Source organism: Brachybacterium sp. P6-10-X1 (genome assembly GCF_001969445.1).
In the GTDB taxonomy this organism is placed as follows: domain Bacteria; phylum Actinomycetota; class Actinomycetes; order Actinomycetales; family Dermabacteraceae; genus Brachybacterium.
In genome coordinates this window covers 212,335-227,231 of sequence record NZ_CP017297.1, presented here as the reverse complement: position 1 = coordinate 227,231, position 14,897 = coordinate 212,335, and the positions used below count along the sequence as shown (strand labels likewise).

Annotated in this window: 12 protein-coding genes; 5 read left to right on the top strand and 7 right to left on the bottom strand. The window is 68.5% G+C overall.

Annotated elements, in window-relative coordinates:
* The first annotated feature begins 166 nt into the window (after positions 1 to 166).
* Positions 167 to 1,024, top strand: a complete 858-nt coding sequence (locus BH708_RS01005) for an A/G-specific adenine glycosylase (protein ID WP_076805893.1) — start codon at positions 167 to 169, stop codon at positions 1,022 to 1,024.
* Between the two features lie 108 nt (positions 1,025 to 1,132).
* On the opposite strand, the gene BH708_RS01000 is transcribed toward BH708_RS01005, so the two are convergent.
* From BH708_RS01000 to BH708_RS00990, 3 genes are all read right to left on the bottom strand, one after another.
* On the bottom strand, positions 1,133 to 1,642 hold the full coding sequence (locus BH708_RS01000; RefSeq protein WP_076805891.1) for an amino-acid N-acetyltransferase: 510 nt from the start codon (positions 1,640 to 1,642) through the stop codon (positions 1,133 to 1,135).
* Positions 1,639 to 2,520 (bottom strand): DedA family protein, encoded by an 882-nt coding sequence (locus BH708_RS00995; RefSeq protein ID WP_083713162.1) that lies wholly within the window; start codon positions 2,518 to 2,520, stop codon positions 1,639 to 1,641. The genes BH708_RS01000 and BH708_RS00995 overlap by 4 nt, the downstream gene beginning before the upstream one ends.
* 197 nt (positions 2,521 to 2,717) lie before the next feature.
* Positions 2,718 to 5,300 (bottom strand): ATP-dependent Clp protease ATP-binding subunit, encoded by a 2,583-nt coding sequence (locus BH708_RS00990; RefSeq protein WP_076805889.1) that lies wholly within the window; start codon positions 5,298 to 5,300, stop codon positions 2,718 to 2,720.
* Between the two features lie 263 nt (positions 5,301 to 5,563).
* Here BH708_RS00990 and BH708_RS00985 point away from each other — a divergent pair, with 263 nt between their 5' ends.
* A complete protein-coding gene (locus BH708_RS00985; RefSeq protein WP_076805887.1) occupies positions 5,564 to 6,256 on the top strand; it encodes a FadR/GntR family transcriptional regulator in 693 nt (230 codons plus the stop codon).
* A gap of 3 nt (positions 6,257 to 6,259) precedes the next feature.
* Here the strand turns inward: BH708_RS00985 and BH708_RS00980 are convergent, their stop codons facing one another.
* Genes BH708_RS00980 through BH708_RS00965 form a run of 4 tightly spaced genes read right to left on the bottom strand, consistent with a single transcriptional unit; the run spans position 6,260 to position 10,703 of the window.
* A complete protein-coding gene (locus BH708_RS00980; RefSeq protein WP_076805885.1) occupies positions 6,260 to 7,129 on the bottom strand; it encodes an amidohydrolase in 870 nt (289 codons plus the stop codon).
* Positions 7,122 to 8,039, bottom strand: coding sequence for an aldo/keto reductase (locus BH708_RS00975; protein WP_371330002.1), 918 nt, complete (start codon positions 8,037 to 8,039; stop codon positions 7,122 to 7,124). Before BH708_RS00975 ends, BH708_RS00980 begins: the two co-directional genes overlap by 8 nt.
* 29 nt (positions 8,040 to 8,068) lie before the next feature.
* On the bottom strand, positions 8,069 to 9,406 hold the full coding sequence (locus BH708_RS00970; RefSeq protein ID WP_083713160.1) for an alpha-L-fucosidase: 1,338 nt from the start codon (positions 9,404 to 9,406) through the stop codon (positions 8,069 to 8,071).
* Positions 9,390 to 10,703: an enolase C-terminal domain-like protein gene (locus tag BH708_RS00965; protein WP_076805883.1), complete on the bottom strand. Its 1,314-nt coding sequence runs from the start codon at positions 10,701 to 10,703 to the stop codon at positions 9,390 to 9,392. The genes BH708_RS00970 and BH708_RS00965 overlap by 17 nt, the downstream gene beginning before the upstream one ends.
* Before the next feature lie 355 nt (positions 10,704 to 11,058).
* Between BH708_RS00965 and BH708_RS00960 the strand changes: the two genes are divergently transcribed.
* Genes BH708_RS00960 through BH708_RS00950 form a run of 3 tightly spaced genes read left to right on the top strand, consistent with a single transcriptional unit; the run spans position 11,059 to position 14,845 of the window.
* Positions 11,059 to 12,861, top strand: coding sequence for a hypothetical protein (locus BH708_RS00960; protein WP_076805881.1), 1,803 nt, complete (start codon positions 11,059 to 11,061; stop codon positions 12,859 to 12,861).
* A 3-nt stretch (positions 12,862 to 12,864) separates the two neighbouring features.
* Complete coding sequence (locus BH708_RS00955) at positions 12,865 to 13,836, top strand: carbohydrate ABC transporter permease (protein WP_083713159.1); 972 nt, start codon at positions 12,865 to 12,867, stop codon at positions 13,834 to 13,836.
* Positions 13,837 to 13,843: 7 nt separating this feature from the next.
* On the top strand, positions 13,844 to 14,845 hold the full coding sequence (locus BH708_RS00950) for a sugar ABC transporter permease (protein WP_083713157.1): 1,002 nt from the start codon (positions 13,844 to 13,846) through the stop codon (positions 14,843 to 14,845).
* Positions 14,846 to 14,897 lie beyond the last annotated feature (52 nt).

Below are 14,897 nucleotides of genomic sequence, written 5' to 3'. Positions count from 1 at the left end.
CGACGGACCAGGGGCCACGGCGCCTCACTCCCTCGACGCGGGACGGGACCGAGCGGTCCCGTCCCGCGTCGCTCATGGACCCCTGAGGACCGACGACCGGACCGACCTCGCCGACCGGACCGACCAGAACGACCAGAACGACCCGAACGACCACGCCGACGACACCATGGTCGACGCGGTGATCGACTGGTTCGGCGTCCAGGGCCGCGACCTCCCTTGGCGACGCCCGGACACCTCGCCCTGGGCGATCCTCGTCTCCGAGGTCATGCTGCAGCAGACCCCGGTGGTCCGGGTCCTCCCGCGTTGGCTCGACTGGATGGGGCACTGGCCCACGCCGGCCGACCTCGCGGATGCCCCGACGGCTGAGGTATTGCGGCGCTGGGACCGGCTCGGTTATCCGCGCCGGGCTCTCCGCCTGCAGGAGTGCGCGCGCGCCATCGTCCGCGAGCACGGCGGCGCCGTCCCCCGCGGCATCGAAGCCCTGCGCTCCCTGCCCGGTATCGGCGAGTACACCGCCGCCGCCGTCACCGCCTTCGCGCACCACGGGCGCGCGGTGGTGGCCGACACCAACATCCGCCGGGTGCTGGCCCGCTCCGTGCGCGGGACCGCACTGCCCGATGCGTCGTACTCCGCGGCCGAACGCGCCCTGGCCACCCGGAGTCTGCCGACCGGCCGTGAACGCTCCGTCGCCTGGAATCAGGCGGTGATGGAGCTGGGCGCCCTCGTGTGCACGGCGCGCTCGCCCCAGTGCCAGCGGTGCCCGCTGGCCGGGGCCGGGTGCACCTGGTACGCGGCGGGACGACCCGCTGCTGCCGAGGACGGTCGACGCCGGCAGCGTTTCGAGGGGACCGACCGGCAGATGCGCGGGAAGATCATGGCGGTGCTGCGACGCGAGGGCGAGGCGGCCCCCGCCGATCTGCTCGCCCTGGACCCGTCGGATCCGACCCGGGTGGAGCGCTGCACCGCGTCCTTGCTCCGGGACGGGCTCGCAGCGCGCGCCGGGGAGCGGCTTCGCCTGCCCTGAACGGGCTGCCGCGCGCCGGCTCGGCCGTTCCTCGGCCGCCGCAGCCGTCCCGCGGCCGGTGGAGTCCTCGCCGGCCGGCGGAGACTTCCCCCGAGCTGGCGGATCCCGTCACCCGTCTCCGTCGAGCGCCCTGATCATCCGGGTGTTGCCGAGGGTGTTGGGCTTGACGCGGGCGAGATCGAGGAATTCCGCGATGCCTTCGTCCGGAGACCGCAGCAGCTGGTTGTAGACCTCCGGGTCGACCTCGTCGGCCATCACCTCGAACCCGTGGCGGGAGAAGAACTCGACCTCGAAGGTCAGGCAGAACACTCGGCTGAGCCCGAGCTGGACCGCCCGCTGAAGCAGGGAGGCCAGCATCCGGTGCCCCAGCCCGGTGCCGCGCTGGTCGTCGGCGACGGCGAGAGTGCGCACCTCGGCGAGGTCCTCCCACATGACGTGGAGGGCACCGCAGCCCACGACCGTCCCGTCGTCATCGATGGCGACGAGGAACTCCTGGACCGCTTCGTAGTAGGAGACCATGTCCTTGCCCAGCAGGATGCCGGTGTGGGTCATCGGCTCGACGAGCCGGTTGATGCCGCGGACGTCGGCCGGCAGGGCCGGGCGGATGGTGGGGATCATGCCGGGCTGTCCTGTCCCTGGGACGCCAGGGGCGTCGCCCCCTGATCGCTGTCGATGTCCTGGTCGTCCCGCGGATCGGCGAGCTCGTGGTGACCGTCCTGGCCGGTCCGCCCCCGGTCCTCCAGCTGCTCCCCGTCCTGTTCCTGGCCACCCGGGTGCGCCTCGTCCCGCTCAGCGGCGGGCTCCTCCGCGGTGTCCGTGATGCCCAGTCGGTCCTCGACGATCTCGCCGCGGCGCTCGGCCCGACGGTCCAGGACCCGGTGCATGACCGCGATCAGCCGCTCCACGATGAGGGCCAGCACGACGGCCGCGATCAGGGCGACCGTGATCGCGAGCAGATGGTGCTCGCCGAACCAGGCTCCGGCGACAGCACCGATGGCGCAGGAGTAGACGGCCCACACGAAGGTGGACAGCAGCGAGCGCGGCCAGAACTCCTTGTGGGGGTAGTGCACGGCACCCGCGACCAGGTTCACCGCCGTGCGGCCGAAGGGGATGTAGCGGGCGGTCATGAGGAACAGCAGGGCGCGGCGCTGCAGTCCGCGATCGGCCGCTTCGACGGCGCGGCGTCCCTTGCCCTCGCGCAGGAACCTGAATCGTTCCCACCCGATCTTGCTGCCCAGCCAGTAGCCCAGGTTGTCCCCGGTCCAGGCACCCATCCAGGCGGCGAAGCCGATCAGGAGGATCAGGGGGCGCCCCGAGGAGGACCACAGGGAGGACAGGGTGACGATGGTCGATTCGCTCGGCACCGTCGGGAAGAAGCCGTCGAAGGCCGCGAAGGCGTAGACGACCAGGTAGATCCACCAGGCATCGGCGACGCCCATGATCCAGCCCTCGATCTGACCGGTCAGGGACAGCAGCCAGTCGATGGATCCGCCCATGCGTCCTCTCCTCCGATTCCTCGGTGTCCGGGCCGGGGTCGACACCGGACCGGTGACACGTCGATGCGCTCACCGGCGTCGCGCCCGCGAGAGCCCGTGACCGGCCCTTCGGGACGGATCGCCCACGACCGGCGCACGGTTCCGCCCCGAAGGGGACGAGCCGGCCCCGCCGAGCAGACGGGACCGGCTCGTACCGATCAGGAGGCGCTGGCCTCCGCGCTGTCCGTGTCCGGAGCGGCTGAGCCGTCCGGGCGGGTCATCTCGTCGGCCCGAGCCTGCGTCATCGATTCGACATCGACCGTCTCCGTGATCGACTCGAGCTCACCGCTCTCGCCGCGTCGACCGAAGGTCAGCTCGCCGAGCAGACCCTCGCCCTCCGCGTCGACGATGATCGTATCGCCCACGTGGACCTGCCCGAACAGAATCTTCTCAGACAGGACGTCCTCGATGTCGCGCTGGATGGTGCGACGCAGGGGGCGGGCACCGAGCACCGGGTCGTACCCCTTCTCCGCCAGCAGGACCTTCGCCCCGTGCGTGAGCTCGATCGTCATGTCCTTCTCGGTCAGACGCGCCTCCAGCTTGCCGATCATGAGATCGACGATCCTGACGATCTCCTCGCGCGAGAGCTGCGGGAAGACCACCGTGTCGTCGACACGGTTGAGGAACTCCGGCTTGAAGTGCTGCTTGAGCTCCTCGTGGACCTTGGCCTTCATCCGGTCGTAGTCGCTGTTCAGATCGCCGCCCGCGGTGAAGCCCAGGGAGACGCCCTTGGCGATGTCCCGGGTGCCGAGGTTGGTGGTCATGATGATCACGGTGTTCTTGAAGTCGACGATGCGACCCTGCGAATCCGTGAGCCGCCCGTCCTCGAGGATCTGCAGCAGCGAGTTGAAGATGTCCACATGGGCCTTCTCCACCTCGTCGAACAGCACCACGGAGAACGGCTTGCGACGCACCTTCTCGGTGAGCTGGCCGCCCTCGTCGTAGCCGACGTAACCGGGGGGCGAGCCGAACAGCCGCGAGGCCGTGTGCTTCTCACCGAACTCGGACATGTCCAGCTGGATGAGGGACTCGTCGTCACCGAAGAGGAACTCCGCGAGCGCCTTGGCCAGCTCGGTCTTGCCGACGCCGGTCGACCCGGCGAAGATGAACGAGCCGCCGGGACGCTTGGGGTCCTTGAGCCCGGCACGGGTGCGGCGGATCGCCTGGGACAGGGCCTTGATGGCCTCGTCCTGGCCGATGACCCGCTTGTGCAGCTCGTCCTCCATGTGGAGCAGACGCGAGGACTCCTCCTCGGTGAGCTTGACGATCGGGATGCCGGTCGAGGCGGCGAGCACCTCGGCGACCACCTCTTCGGAGACCGTGGTCACGGCATCGGTCTCGCCGTGGCGCCAGGCCTTCTCCTTGTCGTCGCGCTCGGACTTCAGCTGCTGCTCCTCGTCGCGCAGGGAGGCGGCGAGCTCGAAGTCCTGGCCGTCGATCGCCTCCTCCTTCTTCGTGCGCGCCGTCTCGATCTTGGCGTCGAACTCCTTGAGCTCGGGCGGTGCGGTGAGACGGCGGATGCGCAGCCGGGCACCGGCCTCGTCGATCAGGTCGATCGCCTTGTCCGGCAGGAAGCGGTCGTTGACGTAACGGTCGGCGAGGTTCGCGGCGGCCACCAGTGCGGCATCGGTGATGGTCACGCGGTGGTGCGCCTCGTACTTGTCGCGCAGCCCCTTGAGGATCTCGACCGTCAGCGCCACCGAGGGCTGATCCACCTGGATCGGCTGGAAACGGCGCTCGAGAGCGGCGTCCTTCTCGATGTGCTTGCGGTACTCCTCCAGAGTGGTCGCCCCGATGGTCTGCAGCTCGCCGCGGGCCAGCATCGGCTTGAGGATGCTGGCGGCGTCGATCGCTCCCTCGGCGGCGCCCGCCCCGACGAGGGTGTGGATCTCGTCGATGAACAGGATGATGTCCCCGCGGGTGCGGATCTCCTTGAGCACCTTCTTCAGGCGCTCCTCGAAGTCACCGCGGTAGCGGGAGCCGGCGACCAGCGACCCGAGGTCCAAGGTGTAGAGCTGCTTGTCCTTGAGCGTCTCGGGGACGTCGCCGGCCGTGATGGCCTGCGCCAGCCCCTCGACGACCGCCGTCTTGCCGACGCCGGGCTCGCCGATCAGCACCGGGTTGTTCTTGGTGCGGCGCGAGAGCACCTGCATCACCCGCTCGGCCTCGTGGTCCCGGCCGATGACCGGGTCGAGCTTGCCCTCGCGGGCGGCCTGGGTGAGATTGCGGCCGAACTGGTCCAGCACCAACGAGCCGGAGGGCTGGCCCTCGGAGGGGCCGCCGGCGGTGGCCGGCTCCTTGCCCTGGTAGCCCTGCAGGCGCTCGATGACCTCCTGGCGGACGGCCGACGGCTCGGCCTTGAGGCGGGAGAGCACCTTGACGGCGGTGCCCTCTCCCTCGCGCAGCAGGCCGAGCAGGATGTGCTCGGTGCCGATGTAGTTGTGGCCCAGCTGCAGCGCCTCGCGCAGGGACAGCTCGAGGACCTTCTTCGCACGGGGCGTGAAGGGGATGTGGCCGCTGGGGGTCTGATTGCCCTCGCCGATGATGTCGCGCACCTGCTCGCGCACGGCCTCGAGCGTCACGCCGAGGGCCTCGAGAGCCTTCGCGCCGACGCCTTCGGCCTCGTGGATGAGCCCCAGCAGGATGTGCTCGGTGCCGATGTAGTTGTGGTTCAGCAGTCGTGCTTCGTCCTGTGCCAGGACGACGACGCGACGGGCGCGATCGGTGAAGCGTTCGAACATGGTCCTCCCCCGTCCGGTGGTGATGTTGGCTCGACACTACGCGTGTTCGACGCGGATTCCCCGCCTGTTCGCCGCGGGCGTGACCGAGCGTGCGAGGTCCGCAGGCATGGGCGCCGCGAGGGGGCCACGAGACGGGCGGTGGGACCGGTTCGGACCCGGACACGGGAGATCGGCGGTTCCGCGCCCGGTGCGCGGGACAAGTGAACTAGCATCGATCATGTGATGACCGGCATCTTCGCCGGCCCAGCGAGGAGTAGGACGCCATGCCAGCACCGCATGCCGTGACGGATCGCGCGATCGACGCGATCAAGCAGATGATCATCGACGGCGAGCTCGGCCCGGCCGACCGCCTGCCGCCGGAGAAGGAGCTCTCCGAGCGGATCGGCGTGAGCCGCAACTCGCTGCGCGAGGCCGTCAAGGCCCTGTCCGTGATCCGCGTGCTGGACGTGCGCCAGGGCGATGGCACCTATGTCACGTCCCTCGCCCCGAGCCTGCTGGTCGAGTCGCTCGGCTTCATCCTCGATCTCCACCACGGCTCCGGGGAGGAGCAGATCCTCGAGGTGCGCCGGCTGCTGGAGCCCACGGCGGTGGAGCAGGCCTGCCCCCGTCTGGGCGAGCACGACTTCGAGCGTCTCGAGCAGCTGATGGTCGACCTCTCCGAGCATTCCAGCGTCGAGGAGCTGGTGCAGGCGGACATCGACTTCCATCAGCTGATCACCAGTCGCTGCCCCAACGCCTACCTCTCCTCGATGCTCGAGGGCCTCGCCAGCGCGACGGCGCGGGCGCGGGTCTGGCGAGGGCTCACCGAGAACGCCGCCGTGGACTCCACCCTGGCCGAGCATCGCCGCATCCTCGACGCGCTGCGCCAGGGGCGAGGGGACCTGGCCCGGGTGCACGCCGCCGCACACATCGGGGGCGTCGAGAGCTGGATCCTCAAGGGAGCCGGCCTCGACTGAGCCTCACTCGGCCGGGCGCCGGTACACGCGCTGCGCCGTGCCGCGGTGGATCTGAGCACGATCGGTGGCGGGCAGCTCCTCCAGCAGTGCGATCAGACCGCTGGTCCCGGAGGTGAGGTCGAAGGCGGTCGGGGCGATCGGCCAGTCGCTGCCGAACATCAGCCGACCGGGTCCGAACAGTTCCCCGGCCAGATCCACGGCGCGGCGCAGGTCCGTCGCGGCCGCGTACCCCGCGCCGCTGGTGGCGAGCCCGGACAGCTTCGCGATGCTGGTTCCGAGACCCGCGAACTCGCGCAGGGAGCGTTCCCACTCCCCCATCGCCGCGGCCTCGCCCAGCGGGGGCTTGCCGAGGTGGTCCAGCACCAGCACCAGGGAGTCGACCTCCGATCCCACGCGAACTGCCTGGTCCAGGTGCCGGGGGAAGGCATCGGGAACATCGAGCGGGAGGCCCCGGGCGGCCAGCAGGGCCAGGGACTCACGGACCTCCGGGCGGTCCAGGAACCCCCGGTCGGGCTCGTCGTGGATCAGATGGCGCACCCCGACGACGTGCCGCATCGCCGTGGCATCGTCCAGCAGCTCCGCGGTGCGGGCGGGATCGGCCAGCGGCAGCCAGGCGACCACGTCGGCCCGGCGCACCGGACCGGGGCCGGCCTCGATCCGGGCCGCGGCCCGCTGCATCGCGGCGGTGTCGGCGTGGGTGTCATCGGCCTGCACCAGGACCACGCGCTGGACGCCGAGCGCCGCGTGCTGGGGCGCGACCTCCTCCCAACGGGCATCGCGGCGCAGGGCCTCCGCAGCCCCGCCGAGCCAGCGGTAGCCTCCCCCGCTGAGGTCCCACAGGTGCAGGTGGGCATCGGTGGTCCCCTCAGGCATCGATCTGCTCCCAGAGCTCCTCGGGAATCGTGCGGGCCACCCGCTCCAGGTTCTGCCGCACCTGGTCCGCGGTGCGCATGCCGAGGACCACCGAGGAGACCGCCTCGTGGCGCAGCGGGTAGCGGAGAGCGAGATCCGGCAGCTGGACCCCGTGCTCGGCGGCGAGCGCGGCGAGATGCCGGGCACGCTGCAGGAGCTCGACCGGCGCGGCACCGTACTCGTACTTCGCGTCGTCGGGCACCTCGGGCCGGGAGAGGATCCCGGAGTTGAACACGGAGACCGCGACCACCTCCACCCCGTGCTCGAGGCAGGCCGGCAGCAGCTCCGCGGCGGCGGGCTGCTCGAGCAGCGTGTAGCGCCCGGACAGCATGATCACGTCGAGCAGCCCGGTGCGCACGGCGCGCAGCAGGACGTCGACGTCCTTGGACCCGACTCCGACGTGGCTGATCAGCCCCTCCTCGCGCATCGCGGCGAGGGTCGGCAGCGCCTCGGCGAAGGCCTGTTCGGTGGGGCTCTCCTCGGGGTCGTGGAGGTAGAGCACGTCGACCCGGTCCAGCCCCAGCCGCTCCAGGGATTCGGCGTGGCTGCGGCGGATCCCGGCCTCGCTCATGTCCCACACCCGCCGATGGGAGTTCGGGACCGCGAACCCGTGGGCCATGTCGTCCCCGTCGCCGGGGCCGGGCACCAGCAGGCGCCCCACCTTGGTCGAGAGCAGGTAGTCCTCGCGGGGGTAGGAGGCCAGCAGGGCGCCGAGCCGGCGCTCGCTGGTGCCGATCCCGTAGTGCGGTGCCGTGTCGAACAGGCGGACACCTTCGTCCCAGGCGGCGTCGACGGCGCCGCGCGCCTCCTCGTCGGTGGTGACCCGGTAGAGGTTTCCGAGCTGGGCGGCGCCGAAGCCGAGAGCGGGCAGGGGCGCCCGCTCCGCAGCGGCGGCCGCGCTCAGGAGCCCGCTCCGCTCGCTCCGGTCTCCAGCCAGACCTCGATCACCGGCAGCAGCACGTCGGGCCGCATGATCGGGACGGTGAAGGTCACGGTGTCGTCGCTGATGCCGCCGACGGTGGTATGACTGCCCTTCTGCGCCGGGTCGATGGTCGAGAAGGCGATCTCCGATCCGTCGTTCAGCAGGCGAGCGAAGCGGACCGACCCGGCCAGGCCGCGCACGTGCAGATGCGACATCGGCCAGGAGGTGAGATGGATGTACAGATGGTCTCCGCGCTGGGTCAGCAGGGTCCCTGGCGGAGCGAGGATGCCGAGGGCAGGGTCGACCGCACCGGCGCCATGGACCGACGCCTCGTGCAGCTGCATCCACTCCCCGATCTCCGCGAGCGAGTCCGTGTCCTCGCGCCGCAGCCCGCCACGGCCGTCGGGTCCGATGTTCAACAGCATGTTCCCGCCCTTCCCGACGGTATCCACCAGCATCCGCAGCAGCAGATCGGGCGACTTGAACTCGAGATTGTCGCGGTCGTAGCCCCATGAACCGTTGGTGGTCTGGCAGGCCTCCCAGCGCACCGTCTCGCCGGCGTCGTCCCGCATAGGCTCGGCCGGCTGGTACTGCTCAGGGGTGACGAGGTCACCCGGAATCCCGAGGCGGTCGTTGACCACGCAGCCAGGCTGGAGCTCGCGCACCATGGCCAGCAGACGCTCGGAGTCCCAGTCCTCGGGCCCCTTGCCGTTCCCACCCGGGTAGGTGAAGTCGAAGAAGAGGTAGTCCACCTCGCCGTACCCGGTCAAGAGCTCGCGGACCTGGCCGTGGAGGTACTCGCGGTACCGGGCGATGTCACGGCCCCGGTCGAGCTCCTCGCGATCCTCGCGATCGCGCAGAGGATGCAGGCGATCGATCGGGAAGTCGGGATGGTGCCAGTCGATCACCGAGTGGTAGAACCCGACCCGCACTCCTTCCTCCCGAAGAGCGTCGACGAACTCCCGCACCAGATCGCGACCGCAGGCGTGCTGGGAGGTGTAGTCGCTCAGTGCGCTGTCGAACAGGCAGAAGCCCTCGTGGTGCTTGGTGGTCAGCACCGCGTAGCGCATCCCGGCCTCCCGCGCGATGCGCGCGATCCGGCGGGCGTCGAAGCGGTCCGGGTCGAACAGCTCGGCGTAGCGCTCGTAGTCTTCGGGACTGCGCCGTTCACGGGTCATGATCCACTCGTGCCGAGCAGGGATCGCGTAGAGCCCGAAGTGGACGAACAGACCGAAGCGGGCGTCGTCGAACCAGGCGAGCGCATCGGCAGGCGAGGTGTCGCAGCGGGCGTGGGTGGATTCAGGCGACAGGGACATGACTCTCCTCCGTCCAGACCGGTCCGGTCGGGTACAGGTGCGACTCGACAGTGGATGGATGCATGCGGGCTCCGGATCCCGCTGCCAGCGGCGCCTCGTACGCACCGTCGACGATGGACACCGGGTCCTCGAAGTGCTCGTGCAAGTGGTCGACGTACTCGATGTAGCGGTGACCGTGTTCGCCGCTCACCGCGGCGGCATCGAAGAAGGCGTAGTGCTGAACCAGCTCGCACAGCCCGACCCCACCGGCGTGCGGACATACCGGCACGGAGAACTTGGCGGCCAGCAGCATGATGGCGATGTTCTCGTTGACGCCCCCGACGCGCGCAGCGTCGAGCTGAAACACGTCGATCGCCTCCGCCTGCATCAACTGCTTGGCGACGATCCTGTTCTGCACCTGCTCACCGGTGGCGACCGGCAGGGGCGCGACCGCCCGTCGGATCGCCGCGTGAGCGAGAACGTCGTCGGGACTGGTCGGCTCCTCGATCCAGGCGGGGCGGTAAGGGGCGAGCCGGCCCAGCCACTGCACTGCTTCGGCGACGTCCCACCGCTGATTGGCATCGATCGCGATGGGGAAGTCCGCTCCCAGAACGTCGCGTGCGACCGCCATCCGACGCACATCGTCCTCGACGGAGCCACCGACCTTGAGCTTGACCATCTCGAAGCCTTCGGCACGGGCTTCGCGCAGCAGGTGGGCGAGCTTCCCATCGCTGTACCCGAGCCATCCGGGCGTCGTGGTGTACGCCGGGATGCCGCTCTTCTGCAGTGTCGCGATGCGCCCGGCTTTGCCGGGCTCGGCACGGCGCAGGATCTCCAGGGCCTCCTCACGGGTGAGGGCGTCGGTGAGATACCGGAAGTCCACCAGCTCGACGACCTGTTCGGGCGTGAGCTCGGCCAGCAGCAGCCACAGCGGCTTGTCCTCGCGGCGTGCCCGCAGATCCCAGGCCGCGTTGACCAGTGCTCCGATCGCCATGTGCATGACCCCCTTCTCGGGGCCCAGCCACCGCAGTTGGGAGTCCCCGATCAGCGCACGGGAGAACCCGCCGAGATCGGCGAGCAGGGTGTCCACGTCACGGTCGAGCACATGGAGGGACAGCGCCTCGATCGCCGCCGCCTGCACATCGTTGCCGCGACCGATGGTGAAGACCAGTCCGTAGCCCGCTTCCCCGTCGCTGGTGCGCAGCTCGACGTAGGCGGCCGAATAGTCGGGATCGGGATTCATCGCATCAGACCCGTCGAGTTCGCGAGAGGTCGGGAAGCGGACGTCGTGAACGGTGAGCGACGTGATCGTGGCCATGGGCACGCTCCTCCTGGGACAGGTCGTGCGCGGCCGATCCGGCATCGGCACAGACCTCGGATGTTCCGACGAGATTACGACACCTCGGACCTTTGATCAAGCGAGATGGCGCGGCAGAACATCGTGGCATCCGGTCGCGCCGTCGCCGCTCGGATCCCCTGAGAGGCGCGAATACACAGTGGGGGAACCCTTCGCCACGGGCGCATCGCAGGTTCAGCCGTCGGACAAGGCCGGTCGTCGACCGGCTGCGGCTTCACCCCCGAATCACCCCGCACCCTCAATGATCCGATCTATCCTTGCCGACACCTCCGATCTATGTCATATTCTCCGCACCATCCCCGACGAAGGAGTCACCGTGGACGCCAAGGACCACCAGGATCAGCCCGACGCTCCGCCCGCCCAGCCCGAACCCCTGGCGCGACGTGCCTTCCTCGGTCGCAGCGCGGCCGCCGGTGCCGCAGCCGTCACGGCGCCGCTCGTGCTGAGCGCCTGCGGGGGCGATGCCGACGCGGACGACGAGATCACGGGAGGTGAGGACTACCAGCCCGGCAGCGCGACCCTGAAATACGATCTCGCCCCGGAGATCGACGGAGTCAACTACCCCGAGGACTACGTCGGCCCGCGAGCGCGCGCGCTGGAACCCTTCGGTGACGGCGACACTGACTTCTCGGTGCTCAGCCAGGTCGATCCCGGGATGGATTTCGAGACCAACTACTACTCCCAGCACCTCGAGGAGACCACCGGCGTCAACGTCTCCTACCTCACGGTCCCGGCCGGCGAAGACGGAAAGACCAAGGTGAACGCCATCGTCGCCGGCGGTGACCTGCCCGATGCGATGATGGTCGGCCAGGACATCTTCAACCTCTCCGAGATCAGCATCTACGGCCAGCAGGGCCTGTTCCTGCCGCTGGACAGGCTGATCGACGAGAATGCCCCGCACATCCTGGACATGTTCGCGTCCTTCCCCGACATGCGCAAGCAGTACTCCTCCCCCGACGGCAGGCTCTACGCCGTCCCCTCGATGAACGACTGCTACCACTGCAAGGCCGCGAACGTCCGCACCTGGATCAACTCCGGCTGGCTGGAGGGTGTCGGCGCCGAGGCGCCGACGAGCATCACCGAGTACGAGGAGCTCATGGACGAGTTCCGGACCTACTCCGGTAAGCCCGAGGGCTCCGCCCTGACCACCGCCAGCGCCGAGACCATGCTCCAGCTGATGCAGTTCTTCCTGGGCTCCTTCCTCGAGATCCCGGAGATCAACCTGCGCCGAAACGGATCGACGGTCGAATGGGTCCAGGACGACCCCGCCTTCCGGGAGGGCATGATCTGGATCCAGAAGCAGTTCGCCGACGGCAACTTCGATCCCGGGATCCTCTCCAACACCCCCGAGCAGTACCAGAGCCTCGGCGACGCTTCCGGCGGCCCTGAGTTCGGCATCGCCTACGGCTACTCCACCTTCCACTTCGCGACCGCCTCGGATCCCTCCGATCCCGAGGACATCTCCCGGATCATGACGGTGATGGAACCGCTGGAGGGCCCGGGCGGCGTACGCAGCTGCCAGTGGGACCATTTCTCCTACGGCTACCCCAACTTCGTCATCACCCCGCAGTGCCCCGATCCGGTGCAGATGGTCCGCTGGGCGGATTACCAGTTCGAGCTCGGTCTGACGGTCTCCATCACCCGCGGGGAACAGGGCGCCGATTGGGACTGGGCCGACGAGGGCCAGACCGGCATAGACAGCCAGCAGGCCGTCTACACGGTGCTGAACCCCGGCGACGAGCTGAAGAACCGCACCTGGCGGGAGTGGGGCCCTCTGTACAAGTCGACGTCACAGCGCCACTCGGAAGCTCTCGACCCGGATTCCCCCTCGATCGAGCCGATCCTCTATGAGGGCACCAAGCTCGTCGAGCCCTTCGCCACCCCTGAGAAGATCGGCGTGCCCCCGCTGATCTACGACATGGAGCAGTCCGCCCAGACCGGAGAGATCATCCTCAATCTCGAGGACCATCTGAAGCAGACCATCGCGGACTTCGCCACCGGCCGCGCAGACGCCGCCGACGACGCCTCCTGGACCGCGTATCTCGACAAGGCCCGGGCCATCGGCGTCGATACGTACATCAGCATCGCCCAGGATGCGTACGACCAGCAGTACGGCTGAGCCATGACGCTGCTCCGATCCCATTCCCACCCCGAAGCGACGGCCCACAGCACCACTCCCGCCGCCGCACCCCCGTCACGCCGCAGGATCAAGGAGCCGCTCTCGGACCGGGTCCTGAACATCGTGATGACCGTGCTTCTGCTGCTGTTCACCACCACGATCATCTATCCCTTCGTCTACATCGTCAGCGCCTCCCTGTCCCAGCCGGCGGCGGTCACCTCCGGAGAGATGTGGCTATGGCCGGTCGGGTTCAGCTTCGACGCCTACGAAGCGATCCTCGACTACCCCGCGATCCCCCGCGGCTTCTTCAACTCGCTGCTGTACTCGACGGCGGCGATGACCCTGGGGACCGCGGTCACCATCGGTGGGGGGTACGCGCTCTCCCGCAGCGATCTGGTGGGTCGGAATGCCCTGACCATCGTCTTCGTGCTGACCATGATGTTCTCCGGGGGCATGATCCCCACCTACCTGGTGGTGCAGTCCCTGGGGATGCTCAACACCATCTGGGCGATGATCCTGCCGACCTGCGTGAGCGTCTGGCAGCTGATCGTGACCCGGACCTTCTTCCAGACCACGATCCCCCATGAGCTGCTGGAGTGCTCACGGATCGACGGTGCCAACGATCTGCGCTTCTTCGGGCAGATCGTGCTGCCCCTGTCCAAGCCGATCATCGCCGTGAACCTGCTGCTGTACGGCGTGGCCACGTGGAACGCGTACTTCAACGGGCTGATCTATCTCACCGATGAGTCGCTGTACCCGCTGCAGCTGGTGATGCGGAACATCCTGCTGGAGAACTCCTTCGACCCCTCCCAGATGGCCAATGCGGATCCGGAGCGGATCGCGGCCATGCAGAAGCTGGCCGACCAGCTGAAGTACGCATTGATCATCATCGCATCCGTTCCTCCGCTCATCGCCTACCCGTTCGTGCAGAAGCACTTCGTCAAGGGCATGATGATCGGTTCGCTGAAGGGCTGAGGCACCTATGAGCACAGACCAGGGAAACTTCGTCGACCAGCTGCGCGTCGACGACACCAAGAAATCTCGCAGGAAGATCACGCTCGAAGGACAGCGCAAGAAGTCGCTCGGGCGCCGCCTCGCTCACTCGTGGCAACTGTACCTGCTGGTCCTGCCAGCCGTGATCTGGGTCGCGATCTTCATGTACTGGCCGATGTACGGCATTCAGATCGCGTTCCGAGACTTCACCCCCGTCGGAGGACTCACCGGGTCCGAGTGGGTGGGGATGAAACACATCGAGCGCTTCGTGGAGAGCTACAATTTCTGGCCTCTGCTGCGCAACACGATCGTGCTGGCCTTCTACGAGCTGATCGCGGGCTTCCCCATCCCGATCCTTCTCGCGCTGGCGCTGAACGCGGTGCGCCAGAAGTACTTCTCGCGCGTCGTCCAGCTCATCACCTATGCGCCGAACTTCATTTCGGTCGTGGTGGTGGTCGGCATCCTGGTGATGCTGCTGGACCCCTCCAGCGGGATCTTCCCGCACGCGCTGAGCCTGCTCGGCATCGATCCGCCGGCGTTCCTCACCGATCCCGGCTGGTTCCGCCACACGTACGTCTGGTCCGGTATCTGGCAGACCGCCGGCTTCAGCGCGATCATCTACCTGGCGGCTCTGTCCTCGGTCCCGCCCGAGTTGCACGAAGCCGCGAAGGTCGACGGCGCCTCTCTGATGCGTCGGATGTGGCACATCGATCTGCCGGCGATCATCCCGATCGCCGTCGTGCTGATGATCCTCAATGTCGGCACGATCATGAGCGTCGGCTTCGAGAAGGTGCTGCTGCTGCAGAACCCTCTGAACCTCACCACCTCGCAGGTGATCGACACCTACGTCTACGAGGTCGGTCTGAAGAGCCCGATCCCGCAGTACAGCTACGCCACGGCGATCGGTCTCTTCCGCAGCATCATCAGCCTGCTCCTGCTGATCGCCGTGAACTTCCTGGCCAGGCGGACCACCAAGGCCGGACTCTTCTGAACCCACCTCGGATCATCGCGCCCCCCCCCCCTATTTTTTCCTCGCACGACGA

Coding starts and splice junctions, on each gene's coding strand:
- BH708_RS00950 (WP_083713157.1), top strand. CDS start 13,844: ATGAGCACAGACCAGGGAAACTTCGTCGACCAGCTGCGCGTCGACGAC.
- BH708_RS00955 (WP_083713159.1), top strand. CDS start 12,865: ATGACGCTGCTCCGATCCCATTCCCACCCCGAAGCGACGGCCCACAGC.
- BH708_RS01005 (WP_076805893.1), top strand. CDS start 167: ATGGTCGACGCGGTGATCGACTGGTTCGGCGTCCAGGGCCGCGACCTC.
- BH708_RS01000 (WP_076805891.1), bottom strand. CDS start 1,642: ATGATCCCCACCATCCGCCCGGCCCTGCCGGCCGACGTCCGCGGCATC.
- BH708_RS00995 (WP_083713162.1), bottom strand. CDS start 2,520: ATGGGCGGATCCATCGACTGGCTGCTGTCCCTGACCGGTCAGATCGAG.
- BH708_RS00990 (WP_076805889.1), bottom strand. CDS start 5,300: ATGTTCGAACGCTTCACCGATCGCGCCCGTCGCGTCGTCGTCCTGGCA.
- BH708_RS00985 (WP_076805887.1), top strand. CDS start 5,564: ATGCCAGCACCGCATGCCGTGACGGATCGCGCGATCGACGCGATCAAG.
- BH708_RS00970 (WP_083713160.1), bottom strand. CDS start 9,406: ATGTCCCTGTCGCCTGAATCCACCCACGCCCGCTGCGACACCTCGCCT.
- BH708_RS00965 (WP_076805883.1), bottom strand. CDS start 10,703: ATGGCCACGATCACGTCGCTCACCGTTCACGACGTCCGCTTCCCGACC.
- BH708_RS00980 (WP_076805885.1), bottom strand. CDS start 7,129: ATGCCTGAGGGGACCACCGATGCCCACCTGCACCTGTGGGACCTCAGC.